The organism is Gordonia sp. QH-12 (assembly GCF_001578675.1).
Taxonomy (GTDB): Bacteria; Actinomycetota; Actinomycetes; order Mycobacteriales; family Mycobacteriaceae; genus Gordonia; species Gordonia sihwensis.
Genome location: NZ_KQ969287.1, coordinates 1 through 18,286 on the forward strand (window position 1 = coordinate 1; position 18,286 = coordinate 18,286).

At 66.9% G+C, this 18,286-nt stretch carries 33 protein-coding genes; 7 read left to right on the top strand and 26 right to left on the bottom strand.

What is annotated here, in order from left to right; translation table 11 throughout:
• The 17 genes from Y710_RS06800 to Y710_RS06865 all read right to left on the bottom strand — a co-directional run.
• Positions 1–182: pentapeptide repeat-containing protein (locus tag Y710_RS06800; protein WP_197462917.1), on the bottom strand; the 182-nt coding region annotated here is incomplete at its 3' end.
• On the bottom strand, positions 179–694 hold the full coding sequence (locus Y710_RS06805) for a hypothetical protein (protein ID WP_156479416.1): 516 nt from the start codon (positions 692–694) through the stop codon (positions 179–181). The genes Y710_RS06800 and Y710_RS06805, both read right to left, overlap by 4 nt.
• Positions 695–699: 5 nt before the next feature.
• On the bottom strand, positions 700–1,134 hold the full coding sequence (dut, locus tag Y710_RS06810; protein WP_082781267.1) for a dUTP diphosphatase: 435 nt from the start codon (positions 1,132–1,134) through the stop codon (positions 700–702).
• Positions 1,131–1,490 (bottom strand): HNH endonuclease, encoded by a 360-nt coding sequence (locus Y710_RS18705; RefSeq protein WP_156479417.1) that lies wholly within the window; start codon positions 1,488–1,490, stop codon positions 1,131–1,133. Before Y710_RS18705 ends, dut begins: the two co-directional genes overlap by 4 nt.
• A gap of 47 nt (positions 1,491–1,537) precedes the next feature.
• Positions 1,538–1,972 carry a single-stranded DNA-binding protein gene (ssb, locus tag Y710_RS06815; RefSeq protein WP_062366905.1) on the bottom strand — a complete coding sequence of 145 codons (435 nt, stop codon included), beginning with the start codon at positions 1,970–1,972 and terminating at the stop codon, positions 1,538–1,540.
• A 1-nt stretch (position 1,973) separates the two neighbouring features.
• Positions 1,974–2,333, bottom strand: coding sequence for a hypothetical protein (locus tag Y710_RS06820; RefSeq protein WP_062366907.1), 360 nt, complete (start codon positions 2,331–2,333; stop codon positions 1,974–1,976).
• Positions 2,330–2,896: a Rad52/Rad22 family DNA repair protein gene (locus Y710_RS06825; RefSeq protein ID WP_062366909.1), complete on the bottom strand. Its 567-nt coding sequence runs from the start codon at positions 2,894–2,896 to the stop codon at positions 2,330–2,332. Before Y710_RS06825 ends, Y710_RS06820 begins: the two co-directional genes overlap by 4 nt.
• Positions 2,893–3,366: a hypothetical protein gene (locus Y710_RS06830; protein ID WP_062366911.1), complete on the bottom strand. Its 474-nt coding sequence runs from the start codon at positions 3,364–3,366 to the stop codon at positions 2,893–2,895. Before Y710_RS06830 ends, Y710_RS06825 begins: the two co-directional genes overlap by 4 nt.
• Positions 3,367–3,550: 184 nt before the next feature.
• Positions 3,551–3,697: a hypothetical protein gene (locus tag Y710_RS18710; RefSeq protein ID WP_156479418.1), complete on the bottom strand. Its 147-nt coding sequence runs from the start codon at positions 3,695–3,697 to the stop codon at positions 3,551–3,553.
• A gap of 64 nt (positions 3,698–3,761) precedes the next feature.
• Complete coding sequence (locus Y710_RS18910; RefSeq protein ID WP_006895997.1) at positions 3,762–3,926, bottom strand: hypothetical protein; 165 nt, start codon at positions 3,924–3,926, stop codon at positions 3,762–3,764.
• Positions 3,923–4,159 carry a hypothetical protein gene (locus Y710_RS06835; RefSeq protein ID WP_062366913.1) on the bottom strand — a complete coding sequence of 79 codons (237 nt, stop codon included), beginning with the start codon at positions 4,157–4,159 and terminating at the stop codon, positions 3,923–3,925. The genes Y710_RS18910 and Y710_RS06835 overlap by 4 nt, the downstream gene beginning before the upstream one ends.
• Entirely contained in the window at positions 4,156–4,443 is a 288-nt protein-coding gene (locus Y710_RS06840) for a hypothetical protein (RefSeq protein ID WP_062366915.1), read from the bottom strand. Before Y710_RS06840 ends, Y710_RS06835 begins: the two co-directional genes overlap by 4 nt.
• Positions 4,440–4,859 (bottom strand): DUF732 domain-containing protein, encoded by a 420-nt coding sequence (locus tag Y710_RS06845; RefSeq protein ID WP_062366917.1) that lies wholly within the window; start codon positions 4,857–4,859, stop codon positions 4,440–4,442. The genes Y710_RS06840 and Y710_RS06845 overlap by 4 nt, the downstream gene beginning before the upstream one ends.
• A 47-nt stretch (positions 4,860–4,906) precedes the next feature.
• Positions 4,907–5,509, bottom strand: coding sequence for a helix-turn-helix domain-containing protein (locus tag Y710_RS18430; RefSeq protein WP_231875693.1), 603 nt, complete (start codon positions 5,507–5,509; stop codon positions 4,907–4,909).
• Complete coding sequence (locus Y710_RS19060) at positions 5,506–5,715, bottom strand: hypothetical protein (RefSeq protein WP_062366921.1); 210 nt, start codon at positions 5,713–5,715, stop codon at positions 5,506–5,508. Before Y710_RS19060 ends, Y710_RS18430 begins: the two co-directional genes overlap by 4 nt.
• On the bottom strand, positions 5,712–6,479 hold the full coding sequence (locus Y710_RS19065) for a BRO-N domain-containing protein (RefSeq protein WP_082781269.1): 768 nt from the start codon (positions 6,477–6,479) through the stop codon (positions 5,712–5,714). Before Y710_RS19065 ends, Y710_RS19060 begins: the two co-directional genes overlap by 4 nt.
• Positions 6,480–6,535: 56 nt before the next feature.
• Complete coding sequence (locus Y710_RS06865) at positions 6,536–6,871, bottom strand: hypothetical protein (protein WP_062366923.1); 336 nt, start codon at positions 6,869–6,871, stop codon at positions 6,536–6,538.
• A 185-nt stretch (positions 6,872–7,056) separates the two neighbouring features.
• Between Y710_RS06865 and Y710_RS06870 the strand changes: the two genes are divergently transcribed.
• From Y710_RS06870 to Y710_RS18445, 6 genes are all read left to right on the top strand, one after another.
• Positions 7,057–7,644, top strand: a complete 588-nt coding sequence (locus tag Y710_RS06870) for a hypothetical protein (protein WP_156479419.1) — start codon at positions 7,057–7,059, stop codon at positions 7,642–7,644.
• A 57-nt stretch (positions 7,645–7,701) separates the two neighbouring features.
• Complete coding sequence (locus Y710_RS18725) at positions 7,702–7,854, top strand: hypothetical protein (RefSeq protein WP_156479420.1); 153 nt, start codon at positions 7,702–7,704, stop codon at positions 7,852–7,854.
• The gene (locus Y710_RS06875) at positions 7,851–8,345 is read left to right on the top strand and encodes an N-acetyltransferase (RefSeq protein WP_062366926.1); all 495 of its coding nucleotides are present in this window, start codon (positions 7,851–7,853) and stop codon (positions 8,343–8,345) included. The genes Y710_RS18725 and Y710_RS06875 overlap by 4 nt, the downstream gene beginning before the upstream one ends.
• Positions 8,346–8,405: 60 nt before the next feature.
• Positions 8,406–8,810, top strand: a complete 405-nt coding sequence (locus Y710_RS06880; protein WP_062366928.1) for an ImmA/IrrE family metallo-endopeptidase — start codon at positions 8,406–8,408, stop codon at positions 8,808–8,810.
• Positions 8,807–8,986 (top strand): virulence RhuM family protein, encoded by a 180-nt coding sequence (locus Y710_RS06885; RefSeq protein WP_006895986.1) that lies wholly within the window; start codon positions 8,807–8,809, stop codon positions 8,984–8,986. Before Y710_RS06880 ends, Y710_RS06885 begins: the two co-directional genes overlap by 4 nt.
• Positions 8,987–9,081: 95 nt before the next feature.
• Positions 9,082–9,297 carry a DUF3263 domain-containing protein gene (locus Y710_RS18445; RefSeq protein ID WP_082781275.1) on the top strand — a complete coding sequence of 72 codons (216 nt, stop codon included), beginning with the start codon at positions 9,082–9,084 and terminating at the stop codon, positions 9,295–9,297.
• Here the strand turns inward: Y710_RS18445 and Y710_RS06890 are convergent.
• The 4 genes from Y710_RS06890 to Y710_RS06905 all read right to left on the bottom strand — a co-directional run bounded on the left by Y710_RS06890 (position 9,284) and on the right by Y710_RS06905 (position 13,513).
• Positions 9,284–10,702 (bottom strand): recombinase family protein, encoded by a 1,419-nt coding sequence (locus tag Y710_RS06890; RefSeq protein ID WP_062367022.1) that lies wholly within the window; start codon positions 10,700–10,702, stop codon positions 9,284–9,286. The two genes, Y710_RS18445 and Y710_RS06890, sit on opposite strands and share 14 nt — an antisense overlap.
• A gap of 18 nt (positions 10,703–10,720) precedes the next feature.
• On the bottom strand, positions 10,721–11,470 hold the full coding sequence (locus Y710_RS06895) for a ComEC/Rec2 family competence protein (protein WP_062366930.1): 750 nt from the start codon (positions 11,468–11,470) through the stop codon (positions 10,721–10,723).
• Between the two features lie 4 nt (positions 11,471–11,474).
• On the bottom strand, positions 11,475–12,530 hold the full coding sequence (locus Y710_RS06900; protein WP_231875694.1) for a helix-hairpin-helix domain-containing protein: 1,056 nt from the start codon (positions 12,528–12,530) through the stop codon (positions 11,475–11,477).
• A 113-nt stretch (positions 12,531–12,643) separates the two neighbouring features.
• Entirely contained in the window at positions 12,644–13,513 is an 870-nt protein-coding gene (locus Y710_RS06905; RefSeq protein WP_045540212.1) for a GntR family transcriptional regulator, read from the bottom strand.
• 94 nt (positions 13,514–13,607) lie between these two features.
• On the opposite strand from Y710_RS06905, the gene Y710_RS06910 reads away from it, so the two are divergent.
• On the top strand, positions 13,608–14,801 hold the full coding sequence (locus Y710_RS06910; RefSeq protein WP_045540213.1) for an FAD-dependent monooxygenase: 1,194 nt from the start codon (positions 13,608–13,610) through the stop codon (positions 14,799–14,801).
• Here the strand turns inward: Y710_RS06910 and Y710_RS06915 are convergent, their stop codons facing one another.
• The 5 genes from Y710_RS06915 to nadD are packed head-to-tail and all read right to left on the bottom strand — an operon-like array spanning position 14,802 to position 18,201.
• Positions 14,802–15,650, bottom strand: a complete 849-nt coding sequence (locus tag Y710_RS06915) for a DegV family protein (protein WP_045540214.1) — start codon at positions 15,648–15,650, stop codon at positions 14,802–14,804.
• Positions 15,651–15,692: 42 nt separating this feature from the next.
• Positions 15,693–16,403: a diglucosylglycerate octanoyltransferase gene (gene octT, locus Y710_RS06920; protein ID WP_006895979.1), complete on the bottom strand. Its 711-nt coding sequence runs from the start codon at positions 16,401–16,403 to the stop codon at positions 15,693–15,695.
• Between the two features lie 6 nt (positions 16,404–16,409).
• A complete protein-coding gene (locus Y710_RS06925; protein WP_006895978.1) occupies positions 16,410–17,123 on the bottom strand; it encodes a histidine phosphatase family protein in 714 nt (237 codons plus the stop codon).
• Positions 17,120–17,551, bottom strand: coding sequence for a ribosome silencing factor (gene rsfS, locus Y710_RS06930; RefSeq protein ID WP_062366934.1), 432 nt, complete (start codon positions 17,549–17,551; stop codon positions 17,120–17,122). The genes Y710_RS06925 and rsfS overlap by 4 nt, the downstream gene beginning before the upstream one ends.
• Entirely contained in the window at positions 17,548–18,201 is a 654-nt protein-coding gene (nadD, locus tag Y710_RS06935) for a nicotinate-nucleotide adenylyltransferase (protein WP_006895976.1), read from the bottom strand. The genes rsfS and nadD overlap by 4 nt, the downstream gene beginning before the upstream one ends.
• Positions 18,202–18,286 lie beyond the last annotated feature (85 nt).

Sequence of the window (18,286 nt, forward strand, 5' to 3'; positions counted from 1 at the left end):
TACGCGCCCCGGAGGTACGCGCCCCGGAGGTTCGCGTCCCGGAGGTTCGCGCCTCGGAGGTCCGCGTCCCGGAGGTCCGCGTACCGGAGGTTCGCGCCCCAGAGGTTCGGGACACGATGCCCCTGTCGTGCGGCCTCAATCTCTGCCATTGCGTGAGCCGTGCGCTCTTCCGCCGTACTCATGCCGCACCGCCGTCCGACTCCGGGGCGGGTCGCCAACCAGCGTCGTAGAGTAGGCCGCAGTCCGTGATGTACCGCTCTCGGACCTTGTTGCCTATCGGGAGGCTGTCGAAGTACGCCTCGCCATACCATCCGTCGCACTGGATGCGCGCCGCCTGCTCGATCAGCTTCTCCCGCTCAGCCTCCGCAGCAGCCTTCTCCTGCGCGGCCCGGTGCTCGGCTTCGAGGCGATCGGCGGCCTGTGCGGTCGCGCCGATGATCCGGTCGATGTAGATGCGATCCACTGCGAGGTGGTTCGGGGAGCATCGGCGCAGCACCCGGTTGACGAACCGCAGGTGCTCGGGATTGCTCGCGTCTGCGTCTGTCGCCGCCAGGTTCAGTTCGGGGCGTGCGGCGAGGACGAGGTCAACGACAGCGCGAAGGCCAGCGCGTTCGAGCAATGCGAGCGCGGCCCTCCGCGTGTACTCGACATACGTTTCATTCGCCTGCTGGTACAGGTCTTCGGTGGTTGTCATCGTCTTCACTTCCCGCTCGATCCGAAACCATCAGTGCCACGCCCATCACCAGACGGCGGGAGATCGTCGACCAGCTCGACGGCCGGAGTGACAATCGGGACGATCAGAAGCTGCGCGATCCGCTCCCCTGCGTCAATGAGTTCGGGGTTCGGTTCCCACGTGGCGAGCGCGACGCTGATCTCGCCGCGGTATCCGGCGTCGATCACGCCGATACCGTTCGCGAGAGCCAGTGACCGGCCGTAGGCGAGCGACGATCGCAGGGCGATGATCCCGACATGCCATGCGGGGATCGCGACCCTGACGCCGGTCGGGACGACAGTCACCAAGCCGGGCTCGATGTGGACGCGCTTGGCGGCGTAGAGGTCGATACCGGCATCAAGCGCGTGAGCGCGGGCAGGGACAGGAGCACCACGAGGGATGCTGACGGGCAAGATAGTCATGCGGAGACCTTTCGAGAAAGAGGGAAAACAGCAGCAGGTTTGGTGGACGAGACGACCTCGAAACCGCCGTCATCGTCGAGAAGTAGCCACTTCGACGAGCGCCACCACACCTCGACATCAGCCGGCGACAACAGCACCGCATTACGGCGCACAGCCCAACCACGCTCATACGACGACTTCGGATGCTCAGTGATCCACCTATGGCACGCATGGCACAGCAGGAGGCCGTTCGATGCCTCATTGATGCCCGACACCTTCGCCGAGCCCATACCGCGAGTCATGCGGTGGTGGATCTCCGAACCACGCATCACGCACCCCGGCCGCATCACCTCGCACATGCCAGCAGAGCGCGCCAAAATTAGTTCCTTGACCTCCTGGGGGAAGCCAGTGTTTCGGCGCCCCATCAGAACGGCGGCTCTGAACTCGGGCCGGGAGCCTCGCCCCACGGATCAGCCATATCCTGCGACTGCGGAGGAGGGGACGACTGGAACCCCTTCGGTGGGTACCGTCTCAGGAGCGGTCCGACAGCCGACACGTTCTTCACCTCGAATACTGACCGCTTCTCCCCTGCCTTCGTCTCGTAGTGCCGCTGTCGGACCTCCCCGACCACGACAACCGCCTGACCCTTCGACAGCTTCTCTGCGGACTCCTCAGCCAGGTGATCCCACACCTCGACCGAGAGAAACGTGGTGCCGTCCTTCACCCACTCCTTCGTGTTGCGGTCCCGATGCCCGTAGTCGTCGGCGACCGTGAACGTCGCGACCGGCTTCCCGTTCGACGTGAACCGCAGTTCGGGGTCGGCGGTCAGGCGACCGTTGAGAGTGATGCTGTTTGCCATATCAGGCTCCTTCTGCGCGGCCGGCGACCGCGTACATGGATCGGATGGATGCGCCCACGGATTGGAGGGCGCGGAGTTCGTCTTGGAGTGCGCGATGCTTGCGTTCGGCGAACTTGTAGGCGGCGTCGGCGACATCGCGGGCCTCGCGTTCACCGGAGGTCGCGAGGGTCGCGGCGTACTTCTTCTCGTGTGCGGCACCCTCGTGCGCCATGTACGCCTGCGCGAACGCGTAGTCGAAGTCTCGGTCGGCGGCGAGGAACGCCTTGTAGCGTTCCGAGCAGACCTTCACGCCGTTCGCGATACGGTTCGCGACCTCCCGGATCGCAGACTCGATGTCGACCGGATTCATCACCTCGGTCACGAGTCGACCTCACGATCGATCTCGTCATTGCCGAGTGACACCTGCTGCGCGACACCCTCCTGCACATCGGCCGGCGCATCCTCTGGCGAATGTACGAGCGTCCCCATCACCAGCGGTGTCATCTGTCCCTTGTTGTAGAGCGACAGGCCGAACTGGTCACCGAGAGCGATCGCGCATCGCTTCACCGACAAGGAGATCGCCGATTTGTACGCCAAGTCGTGGGCGTCGCCGAGCGTCTGATTCTGTGCTGTCGCCGTTGACCCGTTGTCGAGGCGGCACAAGGTGTCCCCGTCCGGGGTGCGGACAGTCAGCCGGACAAGTGCCCGGTAGCAGACGTCGTACCTGTTCGACGGCTTCCCGTCGCCACTCATGCGCGGGATCTCAAACACCATCGCCACCTCGCGAACATCGATATCGAAGCTCCCGAACCCGAACACGCGTGTCAGGTGAGCGAGAATGTCCTGCTGCGAGACGTGCGAGTGCCCCTTCCCGTCCCTCAGAACGCGCTTCGGGTTGATCGGTTGCAACAGTTGCTTGATCTGCTGCTCAGTAAGTCGGCTCATGCTTCGACCTCCCGCTGCACGAGGTCATCGAGGGAGAAATCACCGCGCCGCCACATCGCCTGCACCAGCTCGACAACGTTGTCCGACGGTCTCCACCGCGGAGAAGACGGCTTCGGCTCCGGTACCTCCACACCCGGCACATGGCCGCGCTTCGCAGCCTCAATGAGGGTCGTACGGCCCTGCGAAGACAGGCGCATTTCGACCATGCCGTCCTCACCGAACGTCTCGAGGAGCCACGACATCGCCAACGTTTCGTCGACGATCTGTGGTGACGGCTGAGACGGCTTCGGCACAGACAGATAGCCGAGTGACTCCGACATCGGATCGTCAGCGTCGACGAAAACGTGGATCGTTCCGCGAGGTAGTTCCTTCGCCGCTTCGGCTTTCGCGTCAGCGAGAGCGGCCTTCACTTGCTTGTCGAGTCCGGACAGGATGGCGAGTTTGCGGAGTGCGCTCGCTGTGGTGGTCATGCGGATTCCTTCGTGACAGCCCACGGATCTGGGCCGGGATGGTGGTGGACGGTGATGGGGCGGCAGATGCAGTACTCGCGGTTGCAGTCCTCACACCAGGAGCGGCCCTGCACGCGCGGACAAAACGACTCATGACGCCCCAAGCTGTGGGCGCCGGCAGCGCACCGGCACGGCAGACGGCGGCTCATCGGTTGATCCAGCGGATCACCCACCGCAACTGCGGCGGCATACGAGACGGATCGGGATCCTCGGCTTCGAGACGACCCGCAACGACCCCGCACACCAAAACAGTCAGGCCGAGGAGGATCAGGATCATGCTGTTGGTGAGCATCATGTGCTCCTTTCGGTGAGGTCCGGCCCCTGCCCCATCCCCTCTCAGGGCAGGGACCGGAAGTTCATGCGGCGGTGGTGCGCCGTTCGGGGCGGGTGAGGATGCCGGTGACCTGCTCGCGGAGCGCGGTCGACGGTTCGGGCCAGCGCGCGGCCTCGGCAGTGAGGCGCTCCTCCACTTCGGGGGACGCGTTACCGGGAGCGAGCGGCCAACGATCGGGATCAGTCATCGCCGCTCCCCCTGTGTCGTGGCATCGGTGATGACGTGCGCGTAGTGCAGGAGCTGCTCGGCGATCTTCCGAGCATCGGGTGCAGTCATCTGCGCGGTGATGAGCGTCTGCCCGTCCGCTGCCGTCTCGATGAGGCGAACGACTCGGCCGTGCGGCCCGTATCCGGCTTCGGTGTACAGTTCCCGCCCGGATGCGGCGTCGAAGCAACGCGTGTCGTACGTCGGGGCGCTCATGCCGGCACCGGGGTTTCGGTCTTGACGAAGGCGAGGAGCTCGCCGATCAGAACGTCGGGATGGTCGGTGCTGGTGACCGAGATCATCGCCGACCCGAAATGCTGCACGCGGATGCGGTCGCTGTACTCGCCCTGCTCCTGGTACTCGTCGGGGTCGGCGAAGTCGACGCTTGCCGTCCACTTGCCGTAGCGGAAGGTGAGCGCGGCGGTCGGCCGCGAGACACCGGCGGGAATGGTGGCGTCCTCGACCTCACGGAGCTTGGTCGACAGGTTGGTGATGATCATGCTCCGGCGCTCCCGATGCTGGTGAGGGCGTCGACATGCTCGGGGCAGTACGCGGCAGCACCGGCACCGAGGAGTGCACCGGCCTTGTCGATGTCGCCGTCGAACCCCCGGTAGGCGATCAGTGCGACCTGTTCGGGGTCGGCACCGCGGTCCAGGGCCCGGCACATGGACTTGGCGGCGTCGATCGACTCCTGGGTCTGCGGCAGACCGTGCTGACCGATCACCTTCAGGAAGACAACGTCGGAGTTGTCGTCGACGGCGTTCTTGGCGGGCTCAGCGGCCGGAGCCGGTGCGGGCGCAGTGGTGGTGACGTCGGTAGTCGTGGAGACCTGCGGGGCCTCGGACTGGCACGCTGCGAGCGACAGCAGAGCAGCAGCGGAAACCGTCACAGTGACGATCGACTTACGGAGATTCATGCGGAACCCTTTCGGGGAGGTGGGATGAAGGTTGGGCTTCGGGAGACTCACGACGCGTCCTCTCTGCCGTCAGCCTGGACGGTCGACGGGCGAGCATCCCCGCCCGCCGACCGATCAGCCTCTCCTACGCTCGAAGCACCACACACCGAACAAGGAGAAGAACTGTGAGTCAGATCGGTAAGGAACTCCTCGAACGCCTGCACTCGTTTGGGGTCAAGAACGAACTCGGCGAGATGGAGTTTCCGGAGGGCACTGCGGCTCAGATGACGTTCGAGATCTGCATCGCCATCGCGAAACTCGATGAGCGCATCGATGCGATCGAGGCGACCGGAATCACCAAGCCCATCCCGCCCGGATTCTGAGGCCAGTCGCTCGAATCCCCGGGTCATCGCCACGGACAAAGTCCGTTCGGGACGCCGGGGTTCGGCGATCTCGGCCTTCTCGAGTCCGGTCGTGATCGCGGCGAGCGGAACGCCCAGGAGGTCCGCAATAGACCGCGCCAAGGCGGGAGTGCAGCGCTTGCGCCCGGCCTCGATGTTCGACATGTACGAGTGGGATACGCCGAGCGCCGAAGCGAACTTCCCGAGAGCCCAACCGTCTTTCTCGCGGAGGGCCTTGATCGTCGCGCCGGTGCGAATCTGGTTGCTCACGCGCCCAACTCCTTCATGCGTCCGTACTCGTCGGCGATGACTTTGAGGTCGTCCATGTCGAACACGACGATCGATGGCTTGTCGGAATCGATGTCGTGGCGACCGAGGATGGTGAAGGCGACGCATCCGTCGTCCGGGAACTGCTGGACGACAAGGATGGTTCCGTCGTGGACGTTGTCCTGCTCGCGAGGTGTGGTGGTCTTCACGCCTGAACCTCCAACTGCGGGTCCGCGTAGTAGTCGGTCCAGACCTGCTCGAGCAGATCGCGGTCAGCTTCCGTGTACGCGAGGACGTCGCGCGTCTGGCCGTTCGACAAGGTGAGCGGGTACTTCCCCGGCTCGACGCCGTGGCGTTCGATGTATGCGGCCTTGCAACGCTTCCCGAACACGCCGGCGATCGACTTCATGCGCTTCTCGCCGAGGTTCTTCTCCTTCAGAAAGTCCTTGGAGTAGAGCGGTCGTCTGTCCTCGTCCAGTTCGGCGTTCTCGCCCATGCCGCGCGCGAGGATGACTCGGGCCTTCGCTTCGAGGTGATCGGGGTGGATGAGTCCCTGCGCGGCCTGGCACAGTTCCATCTGCGCGCGGGCCTGGAATATCGCGGCGTTGATCTGATGCTCGGTGGCGCGGTCGGCCTCGTACTTGCCGGTCCGACGAATGGTCGGCAGAAGCTCGTGGGTGACCCAGCGCTTGAAGCGCTTAGCCCCCTCGACACGACTGCCGAGGATTGCGGCGTACAGGCCCGCCTCGGAGATGACCGTCATCTGCTGGATTCCCGAGGGGGTACGCACCGAGCGCGTACCCTTCTCGTCGGCGTCCAGACGGCGCGTGAGGTCCGATGCCATGCGGTAGCCGAGCGGATCGGCGATGTCTGCGGCAACGAACCACGGTTCGTCGGTCGTGCCGACCTGGCGAAGTGACGTCGCGTCGTCGTAGCGGAACAGCGTCGGTGCGCTGATATCCTGGTGATGCATATTTCCTCCTTGGAATTGCGTGGCCCGTACCTGTTTGCCCAGGTGCGGGCCGTTTCTTATGCGGATTGACGTGCTGCGTCTCGCGTGACGCGATACACCTTCGGTACGAAGATGGACCCGTCGTCCATGCCGAGCGCCCTTTCGATGGCGATGGCACGGAGTTCGTTCGTGGACTTCGCCGCACCGCTGCACAGCTGACCGATCAGCTGTCGCGAGTTCGACGTCGGGACTCGATCACCGCGACCCTTGCGCCGCTCGGATCGAGCGATCTTCCGGAGCTGAGCGCTCGACTCGTCCGCCAGTTCCTCGTGCGTGAAGCCGCTGCGGATCATGGCACGCAGCAGCATCTCGCGATCGCAGTCTGCGTAGAAGTCGCGCGAGGTGGCGTTCATCCGATCTCCTTTCCTGTTCTGCGTTACGCGATACACGTTACACGTCTAGCGGACGAATGCAACCCGCTATCTGAAAGAATGTGCAGGTACGTCGATTGACCAGCAATTACATGCGTGTTGTTCCTAGCGAATGGCGCTAGGCGAGGACTGTTCGAACACGACCTACGAGAGGCATGGTGTCACCCGTGAGCGAATCGAACCTCCCACCCGAGCGGTGGCGGCCCTACTTCGACCGGGCTGGCATCGAGTTCGGGTACCGTCCGCTCGCAGCACGCGCAGGACTGACGCCTACGCGGACGCACCGACTTGTCCGGGGCGGAGGCACAACCGATCAGGCCATCCAGAAGGTGGCGGACGCGTTGGGCGTGAAGGCGTCGAAAGTGCGGGAGCTGCGCGGTGAACCGGCGGTCGAGATCGATCCGTTCATCCTCCCCGACGACGCGGGGCGGCTGAATGACACGGAGCGCGACGTCGTGCGGCGAGTAGTCCGCGCGCTCCTGGATGCGAGGGACCGCCATGACACCGACCAACCTGCCTCTGACGCTGATCGTCCGCCGGCCTCGGGAACACCGCGCGAAACGCGCGAAGGCGAGAAGAACAACGTCCGGGACTTGAGGCCGGACGATTCAAGCCGCCTGACTCGACGCGGACGCGACTTCTCGAAGGACCCCATCGTCGAACTGCCGGGCGCGGCCTACGACGGCGAGGGCGAGAGCGAGTCTGAACGGGCACGGCGACTACAGGACGAGCAGGGTGAGGAACCACAGGAATGACGTGACATTTGTCAACCTGCGAGAACCTTGTACAACTGTTGGTTTAGGATGGTTGCCATGGGTATCGTCAACCGCCGCCAGTCGCGGCATGTGGATGTCACGCGCGTGAGCGCGGGCACGATTCAGCGCATGATGGAGCGTCCCGCTCGTCCGACGACCCAGCTTCAGGCAGCCATCACCACCCGCCGTCAGGTTCGCAAGGCGAGTTGAACTACACCGCTACGCGGCTCACCGACCAACATTCATTCGACTGGTTCGATTGCGGTGAACCGCACCTTGATAAGTGGGCTCAGACCCAAGCGCTGAAGGATCAGGACTGCGGCAGATCTGCCACCCATGTATGGACGGATGACAGTGACGAGCTGGTCGTAGGCTACTTCACGCTGCTGCCGACAATCACGCGCGAAGATGATTCCGGAATCTTCTCGATCATCAAGCCGAAGTCATTCCAGGGCAAAGAGGTGCCGGGTGTGCTCATCGGAAAGTTCGCACTCGACCGAAGCCTGCGCGGATTAGGGCTCGGCGTAGAACTGCTTGCCGACGCCCTTATCGTGTCCGGCGAAGCCATGGACCTCATCGGTGGAGTGCACGTCGTCGTGGACCCCATGGATGGACGCGACAAACTGCGCGAGTGGTACACCAGCCAAGGATTCCGCGCGATCGAAGGAACGGACCGGCTCTACCTGAGCCTTCGCGAATGACACGCATGTAGTTCCTGGTCAGGACGGTTTCTGTCAGATGCTCGTGATTGGGTGACCGGTATGTACCACCCATGGCGACACGCGCGAGACCTCGGAATCACCATCGAGTTCGTCCCCGGCCTCAGACCCCGAGGCACCTACGCCGCCGGACTCATCCAGATCCGCGCCGGCCTCTCCCAACGCGAACGCCGCGTCGTCCTCGCCCACGAAATCGTGCACTGCGAGCGAGGCGACGACGGCATCGCCTGCTCCCGCTGGCACCTCCAGAAGCGCGAACGCGCCGTACACCTCACCGCCGCACGCCGACTACTCCCCATCGAGGAGATCATCGCCGCCCAGCACGAACCCGACCCGGCGATCGCACTATGGGTCGACGACTACACGCTCGCGCTCCGCATGCGGCACCTCGACCTGCACGAACGCCGCCAGCTCGACCTCGCCACCGACGAATGGCGAATCGCATGACCGACGACGACCGCACACTGCTCGACTTCGCGGCACGCATCTATCGAGACCGCGGTGCCCACGCTATGGCGACCCTCTTCGGAGTCACGACCCAAGCCATCTCCTCACACATTCTGGCGGTGACGCTAGAGGGTGAACTGAACGCCGAGGCTACTTTCAAGAAACTCTTGAAATAGCCTGGTCATGACAGGTCGATTAACCACTACAGCCTCGACATGATCCTGGCTGTCGGCTACCGCATCCGCGGTCCTCTCGGTGTCGAGTTCAGGCTCTGGGCTTCAACCGTCCTGCGCGAGTACCTCGTCAAGGGCTTCGCGATGAACGACTCACGACTCAAGCGGGCACCACGTACACCGCTGTCCGCACCGAACTCGGGCTCAGCGTCACCCGCTACTGGCAACGACTCGGGAGACTCCTCGACGACCCCGAAGCGATCGCCTACGCGCCCGTCGTCATCAACAGGTTGCGGCGGATCACCGCCAGATAAGCTCGATACCCTCACCGTCAGGATACGAGCGGCGACCACCACCAATCCGCCAGATCCGGACGTCCACAATCGACCGCACCAAATCACGGCGATCACGAACATCAAGCGCCTCCCACCGCTGACGGGCACCCGCACCCATCATCGATGCCACCAACGGCGACGACACCATCGACCGGGCACGCTGCTCCGCCGCCTCAATCTGCGGCAGAAGCCTCGCCTCAATCCGCGCCAACGCCGCCGGAGACAAATCACCTTCGGCTGCCGCATCCGTGAAACCGTCGAGCCGCTGCCTGAGCGCCCGCACCTCACCAGCAGCCTCCGCATACCCCGTATCAGAGGCCGCGAGATTCTGCACCAAATCCTGCCCCTCGAGACGCCTGACGACAGCCTCAGACACGAACGGATCGACCCGGTGGATGACACGGGACACACAGAATCGTCCACCACCGACAGTCGGCTGAGAACCTCGGCACATGTACGAGTCGTATCCGCGGTTCTTGATGCGAATCATCGGACTGCCGCAGTGACCGCACAAGGCGATTCCGCTCAGCAGCCACCGCGGCTCACTCCCCCTTGGACGAGTCACCCTCGACGGATCGCTCAGGATCGCGATTACCCGCTCATGGTCCTCCACTGACACGAGAGGTTCCCACACGCCCTTCCCAACGATCTTCCCCCGATGAGTCAGCAAACCCGCGTAGGTGGGGTTCTTGGCGATCGCGCGGAACGTCTGCGAAATCCACTGCCCCGGCGTCCCATCCCGCTTGGGGCGCGGCGCGGGGATACCACGTTCGTTGAAGTCACGGCAGATGCTGTAGATGCTGTCCCCGGCGATGAGTCGCCGCACGATCTCGCGCACGTGGGGCGCAGTTTCCGGATCTGGTACACGGGTGATGGATTGGCCGGTGTCAGGGTCGCGGAGAATGCGGTACCCGTATGCGAGCTTCCCGTGTGGTCGGCCGGCCTCGCGGTTGGCGCGCATCGACCTCATGATTCGTTCCCGAGTCTGCTCGACTTCTTTCTCGGCGAGGAGTGCGTCGAGGCCGGTGGTGAAGCGGTCGTCGCCGGATGCGAGGTCGTAGGTGCGGCCGGAGTAGGACCAGAGAACGCGGCGGCGTGAGCAGAGGTCTCGGAGGTCGATGTAGGCGCGGAGGTCGCGTTGTGCGCGGGACGCTTCCCAGGTGACGAGGACGTCTCCGGGTTGGAGGATTGAGTCGAGGCGGGCGTAGGCGGTGCGTTGGCCTCGGGAGTAGCGGGAGGCGCCGATGTCGTTGTCGGTGAGGACTTCGGCGACGGTCCAGCCTTCACGGGCGGCGACGGCGCGGCACTCTTTCTCCTGTTCGGAGACGGATTTGCCGTGTCCGCTGGTGTCGGAGGAGACTCGGCAATAGATGATCGCGCGCATGCTCACGGTATACAACCCCTATCGGACAATCAGACCGGAGACAGCAATGAGATGTGCCAGACCGGCGGCCCGGAAGTCGGCGGCCGTGCGTTCGTCGAGTCCGCTCACATCGCCGAGGACGAGTCCCGGCAGCAATCCCGCCGACCGCTCGGGCAAGGCCCGCAGCGAGACATCTCGCAACCGCTCCCGGACGGTACCGGCAGCGCGCTGCCACCACGGCGGTCCCCGCAGCCCGGTCATCGGACCGGTCGCGGTCAACTGCGCGGCCTGCAACCGGTCGGCCGCACGGTCACGCGGTGGCCGGACGCGGACTCGTACGCGGTACCGCTCGCCGGGCAGCACATCCGGGCCGTCCACCGGCGCGGTCAGCTGTGCCGCGACCGGTCGCTGGCGGAGGCCGCTCAGCGCACGGACGGTGACCGGAACGCGCATGCGTCCGCCGGTGAGGAACACCGGGTCGCCGGTGGTCTCCACCTCGACGGTCGGCTTGCCCTCAGCGGTTCGGATCGGTGCGGAGTCGACGGCGATCACTCGCAGGACGACGGCCAGAGTGGACGCCGCGATCAATCCGCACGCCGCTGCGGCCGAGACGCCGATCGCGCGACGCAGGCCCGCGTTCCGCCTGCTCCACACCGCTGCGGCGATTCCGGCAGCCCCGAATCCGGCGCTTATCGACGCGCTCACCGCGACCGGCGCCGCGAGCGCCGTCGCCGCGGCCGCCCAGCATCCCGCGGCGGGTGCCGCGAGCCGCAGGTCGGACGTGCGCACCTCGCTAACCGACCGTCACCAGTGGCTTGAGCTTGGCCAGCCTGCCCGGTCCGATGCCGTCCACCTCCGCGAGCCGGTCAACCGAGTCGAACCGGCCGTGAGCCTGCCGCCAGGCCAGAATCGAGGCTGCCGTCACCGGGCCCACTCCGGGCAGCGCGTCCAATTGCTCGGCGGTGGCCGTATTCAGATCGACGAGGCCGGTGCCCGCCGCCGGCGCACTGCCGCCGGGAACCGATGGCGACTCCCCCGCCGGCGCCGAACCCGCCGCCACCACCGCGCTGCGGACCGTCGCCTCCTCCCCGCCCCTGCCGATGAGGATCTGGTCTCCGTCGTGCAGCGGCTGCGCCATGTTCAGGCTCAGCAGATCGGCGCCGGGCCGGGCCCCGCCTGCTCGCTTCAGCGCGTCCGCCACTCGCGCCGCACCGGTCAGTTCCACCAGACCCGGCCGATTGACCAGACCCACGACGCTCACCACGATCCGCGGAGACGACGGCGGCGGTACCGACGCGGACTCGCCGCCGGATGCGGCCGCCGGCGCGCGCGGGCCGGCGCTCGACTCGAAGGCCACCAGCGGCGCCGTCGGCTCATTCTGTTTCAGCAGTGAGTACCCGGCGATCGCACACGCCACCAGACCGACGACGATCAGGCCGATCGCGGCCGGCGGCAGCATCGTGAACCGGCGACGCGGCGCATCCCACTCGTCGTCCCACGGCTCCTCGTCGTCACCGTGCCGGGATCGGTCGCCGTCACCGAGCGACTCGATGCCCGCCGGCTCGTAGCGCTCCGGCTCATAACCTTCCTGCTCGTAGCCTTCCGGCTCATAGCCTTCCTGCTCGTAGTCGTCGGGGCGGTCGGCGCCGTCCTCGTCCTCCGGTTCATCCGAGAGACAGTCGAATTCAGCCCGCTGCGACCACGCCCGTCGGCCCTGGGGCGTATCGAGCCAGTTCGGCATGCCCGTGACACCCCACGGCGTGTCGGCCCGCGAGGCCGGCCCCGCCAGGCGTGCCAGTGGATCGGCCCCGGTTGCGCGGTCGCGGGCCACCCGCTTGTTCCTCCCCATGCCGGGAAGAGTAGGCAGCGCGCCCGCCGCGCGGCGGTGCCGATCCGGCGATCCCGGTCATCTGTGGACCGCTTCGCCGAACTCCACAGACGCGGCGCACGCGTCGAGCCCGCTCAGCTCACGGACGACTCGATGCCGTCGAGGAATCTCCGCAGCGCCGACGTCAACAGCACCTCGGGATCGTACGGGTACCCCACCTCCATGATCCGGCGCATGTTCGGGAACCGATCCGGTGGCGTCAGTCTGCGCAGCTCCGCCACCTGGGTGTCCATCCACTCGTCGTTGCTCATCCCCGTCTCCGCGGCGTCGGCCAGCTCCGGCTCGAGAGTCAGACCCACCGCCCGGATCAGATTCAGCAGGCCGAGATAGTCGGTGAACGCCTGCACCGGATCGAGTCCGGCGGCGTGGAGCGCGGACAGCATCGATTCGGCGAGCGGCATCGCCTGGGGCATGGCCGCGGGCCGGGTCATCGAGAGCGCGCCCGCCAGCCACGGGTGACGGACCATCGTCGCCCACATCGACGTCGCGGCCGCCTCCAGATCGGCGCGCCACTGTCCCGACGCGTTCGGTGCCCGCACTTCGCCGAGGACCCGGTCCACCATCGCGAACTCGAGTTGTTCCCGGCTCGGCACGTACCGATAGACGGCCATCGTCGGAATCTCGAGCGCCGAGGCCAGCCGTCGCATCGACACCGCGGCGAGCGACTCGGCGTCGGCGATCGCGACGGCCGCGCTCACCACGCCGTCCGCAGTCAGCACGGCGGGGTCGCCGCCGTCCGGTGCGAGCACCACGCTGCCCCGTCCGGGCACCGACTCGATCAGACCGTCCGCCTGCAGCAGCGAGAGCACGCGGCTCGCCGTCGCCATCGCCACGTTGTGGTCGCGCATGATCGCCCGAGTGGATGGGACGGCGTCGCCCGGGCGCAATCGCCCGGTGACGATCCGCATTCGCAGCTCGTCCGCGATCTGCTCCGCTCGGCTCATCTGACCGCCCTTCCCCAGTGCTCTAGTGCACTTTTACGAAAAGTACACGTGAACACCGTATCTCAGTGCACTCGATACGGCGTACGGTCGCACCATGAAGAAGTTGGAGATCCTCATCAGCGGCGCATCGATCGCCGGCCCCGCATCCGCTCTGCTCCTGGCCCGGCAGGGGCACCGGGTCACCGTGGTCGAACGGGCTCCCCGGCTCCGCCCCGGCGGCCAGACCGTCGATCTGCGCGGGGCAGGACGGACCGTGATCGACCGAATGGGACTGACGCCGGCCACCGACGCACGACTGCTCGACCAGCGCGGGATCGCGACGGTCGACGCCCGCGGCCGACGACGCAGCGAACTGCCCGTGGAAGCCTTCGGCGGCAACGGCATCGTCTCGACTCACGAGATCCTGCGCGGCGATCTCGCCGAGGTGCTCGTCGGGGCCGTGCCGGAGTCCGTCGAGTACCTGTGGGACGACTCGGTACGCGCCATCGAACAGCACACCGGCTCGGTGACCGTCTCCTTCGAGCGCGCCCCAGACCGCTCGTTCGACCTGGTCGTCGGTGCCGACGGGCTGAGGTCCGCGGTGCGCCGCGCCGCCTTCGGCCCCGACGACCGCCATCTGCGGCCGATCGGGCTGCGGTACGCCTGGTTCACGGCGACCATCGATCAGCCGCTCGACGGCTGGTATCTGATGCACAACAGCCGCGGCGGCCGAGTGGTGTCGGCCCGCCCGTCACGCGTCGACGGGACGGTCAAGGCCTCGCTCGCCGTCCGCGGAAGCGACCCGGAGCCGCTGCACGACCGCGAGAGCCAGTGGCGCATGCTCGAGGAAGCGTTCGACGGCGTCGGATGGGTGGCGCCCCGATTGCTCGAGCAGATGCGCTCGGCGACCGACTGGGCGTACGCCGATCTCGCTCAGGTGCGGATGGAGCGTTTCGCCTCCGGGCGGGTGGCGCTGGTCGGCGACGCCGGTTACTGCCCGACACCGCTGACGGGTCTGGGCACCACCCTGGCTCTGGTCGGGGCATACGTCCTGGCCGGTGAGCTCGGGCGTTCCGGCGGCGAGGTCGCGCCCGCGCTCACCGAGTACCAGGCGGTGATGCGGCCGTTCATCGCGCGTACTCAGCAGCTGCCGCCCGGCGGCGCATCAGGATACGCGCCGTCGAGCCGTGCGGCCGTCGCCCTGAGCCGCTTCTCCTACTGGTCGATGAACAAGTGGCCGATGCGGTCGTTGCTCGCCGGCCAGTTCGCCAAGGCCGACGGCATCGATCTGCCCGACTACGGCGCGTGATCAGCGCAGGGGCCCCAGTCCGTGTCCGAGGCTGATGCCGACCGCCCCCGGCCCCACGTGGCTGCCGAGCACGGCGCCGAGATCGACGACGATGGTGGAGGTGATGTTCTCCAGCCGCCTGCTGATCTGCGCGAGCACCTCGGTCGCCAGGTCGGGGTTCTGACAATGCTGGATCCCGACTGTCACGGCGTCGTCGCCCGCGAGTTCCACGGCGGCGTCGAGCATCTTCGCGACCGCCTTGGTGGACGTGCGATGCCGTTCGCGCAGCGTCAGGAGCCCGTCGGACATGTGCAGGATCGGCTTGATCGCCAACGCCGAACCGAGCAGGTGTCCGGCGGCGCTGATCCGGCCGCTGCGCCGCAGATTGTCCAGCCCCTGCACGCAGAGCAGTGATTCGGCCGTCGCGGCCGCCCGGACCGCGGCCTCGTACACCTCGTCCCGAGACGCGCCGTTCTCGGCCGCCTGAACCGCGGCCATCGTCGTCAGGCCGAGCGAGATCCCGACCGAGCGCGAGTCGACGACGCGGACCTCACCGTCGGTCTGGTCCGCCGCCAGACGCGCGGCGCCCCACGTGCCCGACAGCCTGCGCGAGATGTGCACGGCCACCACCCCGTCGCCCTCGCTGGCCTCCCACGCCTGCGCGTACGCGCGCTTGAGATCGCCGAGGTTGGCACCGGACGTGGTGACCTTCTGGGAGCCGATGACGTCGGGCGGGATCTCGTCGACGCCTTCGGCGTACTGGGCACCGTCCTCGGTGTGCAAGTACAGCGGCACCTGGCCGATCCTGTGCTCGTCGAGGAGTGTCGCGGGCAACCGCGAGGACGAATCGGTGACGACGACGACTGGCACCCCTACACGGTAGCCGGTCGGTTTGGGTGATTCGACGGTGAGTCAGCCGAGAACGGCGCGGACCGCGGGCGTCATGAGCGCGGCGATCCGTCGGTGGGCCTCGAATCCCCAGTGGATGCCGTCCGGGTTCATCTCGACCGCCGGGTCGGCGAACGCCTCCGCCGTCACCGGATAGAAGTCCACGGTCGGCAGTCGGTGGCGTCGCGCCCACTCGCTGATCGCGGCCGTGGTCGGGATCCGGCCCGGGTGGACGTTTCCGTAGTACGGGCTGTCGTGGGTCGGAGGCAGCGCGACGACGACCGGCAGATCCGGACGCAGGTGCGCGAGCGCACCCCGGATCTTTTCGAAGTAGCGTGCGGTCTCCGCCGGCGGAATGGCCATGGGCCAGCCGATCGGCGACAACCGGGGCTGCAGCCAGCCGTAGGCGCCGCGCACCGCCTGGCGTAGCTTCGCCGGCCGCACGTATCGGATCTGCTCGCGCAGCGCGGTCGGCAGCGGCGACGGCAGCGAGTCCATCCCGCCGAACGCCAGCACGAGGACCTCGGCTTCCGGCACCGCGGCCCACACCCGCGGGTCCTGCGTGATCGCCCACCAGATGTCGCGGCTGGTCCAGCCGATACGCGCGAAGAGTTCGACGTCGCGGCCGGTGTCCGCACCCACCAGGTTGGGCCAGATCCGCGGATCGTCGGCGGCGAGCCCTCCAGTGGCTCCGTAGAAGGACAGGGAGTCGCCCAGCACCATGATCGAACCCATAGCGGTCTACTGCACCGTGCTCTCGGCCGACTCCGCGGAGGCGTTCCAGACGTCCAGACGCCACACCGGTTCCTCACCCGGCAGGGCGTGGCCGGACAACTGCACCCAGCTGGTGTTGGCGAGGCCTCCGAAAATGGGCCAGTTCTCCACCGGCAGCCCGAGCAGACCCGCGGTCAGCGCGGCGATCACCCCGCCGTGCGCCACCAGAACCACCGGCGCCTCGGCGTTCTCGCCCTGCCCCCAGTCGTCGAGACGGTCGACGAGTTCGGTGACCACCGGGACCGACCTGCCCGCCACCTCGACGCGTGACTCACCGTTCGGCGGCGCCCAGTGGGCGTCGTCGCGCCAGTGCCTGCGCGCACCGGGCGCGACGGTGTCCACCTCGGTGTGGGTCATACCCTGCCAGTCGCCCAGATGCGTCTCCCGCAACCGGACGTCGGTCTCCACCTCCTGGCCGGTCACCGCGGCCAGCGCGAGCGCCGTGTCGTAGGCGCGGCGCAGGTCGGAGGAGCGGATCAGCCGGGGTCCACGAGTGGCGAGGGCCCGGCCGGCGACAGCCGCCTGCGCCACCCCGACCGGCGACAGCTCGGTGTCGAGTTGACCCTGCATCCGCCGTCCCGCGTTGTACTCGGTCTGTCCGTGGCGCAGCAGGATCAGCCTGCGGACGATCGGAGTCAGCCGTTCGACACTGGTGTCGCCGGCGTCGGGTTCACTTCTCATTCGCCCGTCGCGGATTCTGCGCCGGAGGGTTCGCCGTCGTCGTCGGCGGCGCGATCGCGCGACGGCGGCTCGATGCCGTCGATCTCGATCGCCGGGCAGTCCTTCCAGAGCCGTTCGAGCCCGTAGAAGTCGCGCTCGTCGTCGTGCTGGACGTGCACGACGAGATCGCCGTAGTCGAGCAGCGCCCAACGGCCCTCACGCGTCCCCTCCCGGCGCAACGCCTTGTATCCGGCTTCGCGCAGCTTGTCCTCGATCTCTTCGACGATCGAGTTAACCTGCCGTTCGTTGTCCGCAGACGCGATGAAGAAGGCGTCGGTGATGACGAGCGTGTCGGAGACGTCGAGGGCGACGATGTCGGTCGCCACCTTGTCGGCGGCGGCCAGAGCCGCGATCGTCACCATCTGGCGGGCTTCGGGAGAAGCGGTCACGCGAGGTCCTTTCGGTACAAACCGTGCTTGGCGATGTACTGGACCACTCCGTCCGGTACCAGGTACCAGACCGGGCGTCCCGCGGCGGCGCGTGCACGGCAATCGGTCGAGGAGATCGCCAGCGCGGGGATCTCCAGCATCTGCAGGGCATCGGCCGGTTTGGCCGCCAGATGCTCCATCAGATGTGTGGCATTCAGTTCGTATCCGGGTCGCGAGACTCCGATGAAGTTCGCGAGCTCGAAGAGGTCTTCCCAATCATGCCAGGAGAGAATCGTCTCCAAGGCGTCCGCACCGGTGATGAAGTACAGTTCGTCGTCCGGATAGGTCTTCCGGAGGTCGCGGAGGGTGTCGACGGTATACGTCACGCCTTCGCGATCCACGTCCACCCGACTCACCGTGAACCGCGGGTTGGAGGCGGTGGCGATGACAGTCATCAGGTACCGGTGCTCGGCGGGCGAGACCAGCCGCGACGGGTCGGGCGCGTGGTCGCCCTCCTTCTGCCACGGTCGGCCCGTCGGGACGAAGACCACCTCGTCGAGTCCGAAGCGGTGGGCCACTTCGCTGCCCGCGACGAGGTGCCCGTTGTGGATCGGATCGAACGTCCCGCCCATCACGCCGATCCGGCGGGGCGCGCGTGCGGCCTGTGACATGCCGGTTGAGTCTACCGGGAGCGGTTCGGGCGGCGGTCGCGGGCCGGGGTGCGGGGTCGGGAGGGTTTCGACTCGCTCCGCTCGC

What these genes read in the sequence shown, in the direction of transcription:
- Y710_RS06805 (WP_156479416.1), bottom strand. Translation starts at nt 694, where the DNA reads ATGACAACCACCGAAGACCTGTACCAGCAGGCGAATGAAACGTATGTC.
- dut (WP_082781267.1), bottom strand. Translation starts at nt 1,134, where the DNA reads ATGACTATCTTGCCCGTCAGCATCCCTCGTGGTGCTCCTGTCCCTGCC.
- ssb (WP_062366905.1), bottom strand. Translation starts at nt 1,972, where the DNA reads ATGGCAAACAGCATCACTCTCAACGGTCGCCTGACCGCCGACCCCGAA.
- Y710_RS06825 (WP_062366909.1), bottom strand. Translation starts at nt 2,896, where the DNA reads ATGAGCCGACTTACTGAGCAGCAGATCAAGCAACTGTTGCAACCGATC.
- Y710_RS06830 (WP_062366911.1), bottom strand. Translation starts at nt 3,366, where the DNA reads ATGACCACCACAGCGAGCGCACTCCGCAAACTCGCCATCCTGTCCGGA.
- Y710_RS18710 (WP_156479418.1), bottom strand. Translation starts at nt 3,697, where the DNA reads ATGCTCACCAACAGCATGATCCTGATCCTCCTCGGCCTGACTGTTTTG.
- Y710_RS18910 (WP_006895997.1), bottom strand. Translation starts at nt 3,926, where the DNA reads ATGACTGATCCCGATCGTTGGCCGCTCGCTCCCGGTAACGCGTCCCCC.
- Y710_RS06835 (WP_062366913.1), bottom strand. Translation starts at nt 4,159, where the DNA reads ATGAGCGCCCCGACGTACGACACGCGTTGCTTCGACGCCGCATCCGGG.
- Y710_RS06840 (WP_062366915.1), bottom strand. Translation starts at nt 4,443, where the DNA reads ATGATCATCACCAACCTGTCGACCAAGCTCCGTGAGGTCGAGGACGCC.
- Y710_RS06845 (WP_062366917.1), bottom strand. Translation starts at nt 4,859, where the DNA reads ATGAATCTCCGTAAGTCGATCGTCACTGTGACGGTTTCCGCTGCTGCT.
- Y710_RS19065 (WP_082781269.1), bottom strand. Translation starts at nt 6,479, where the DNA reads ATGCATCACCAGGATATCAGCGCACCGACGCTGTTCCGCTACGACGAC.
- Y710_RS06865 (WP_062366923.1), bottom strand. Translation starts at nt 6,871, where the DNA reads ATGAACGCCACCTCGCGCGACTTCTACGCAGACTGCGATCGCGAGATG.
- Y710_RS18725 (WP_156479420.1), top strand. Translation starts at nt 7,702, where the DNA reads ATGGGTATCGTCAACCGCCGCCAGTCGCGGCATGTGGATGTCACGCGC.
- Y710_RS06880 (WP_062366928.1), top strand. Translation starts at nt 8,406, where the DNA reads ATGTACCACCCATGGCGACACGCGCGAGACCTCGGAATCACCATCGAG.
- Y710_RS06885 (WP_006895986.1), top strand. Translation starts at nt 8,807, where the DNA reads ATGACCGACGACGACCGCACACTGCTCGACTTCGCGGCACGCATCTAT.
- Y710_RS06890 (WP_062367022.1), bottom strand. Translation starts at nt 10,702, where the DNA reads ATGCGCGCGATCATCTATTGCCGAGTCTCCTCCGACACCAGCGGACAC.
- Y710_RS06900 (WP_231875694.1), bottom strand. Translation starts at nt 12,530, where the DNA reads ATGGGGAGGAACAAGCGGGTGGCCCGCGACCGCGCAACCGGGGCCGAT.
- Y710_RS06905 (WP_045540212.1), bottom strand. Translation starts at nt 13,513, where the DNA reads ATGAGCCGAGCGGAGCAGATCGCGGACGAGCTGCGAATGCGGATCGTC.
- Y710_RS06910 (WP_045540213.1), top strand. Translation starts at nt 13,608, where the DNA reads ATGAAGAAGTTGGAGATCCTCATCAGCGGCGCATCGATCGCCGGCCCC.
- octT (WP_006895979.1), bottom strand. Translation starts at nt 16,403, where the DNA reads ATGGGTTCGATCATGGTGCTGGGCGACTCCCTGTCCTTCTACGGAGCC.
- Y710_RS06925 (WP_006895978.1), bottom strand. Translation starts at nt 17,123, where the DNA reads ATGAGAAGTGAACCCGACGCCGGCGACACCAGTGTCGAACGGCTGACT.
- nadD (WP_006895976.1), bottom strand. Translation starts at nt 18,201, where the DNA reads ATGTCACAGGCCGCACGCGCGCCCCGCCGGATCGGCGTGATGGGCGGG.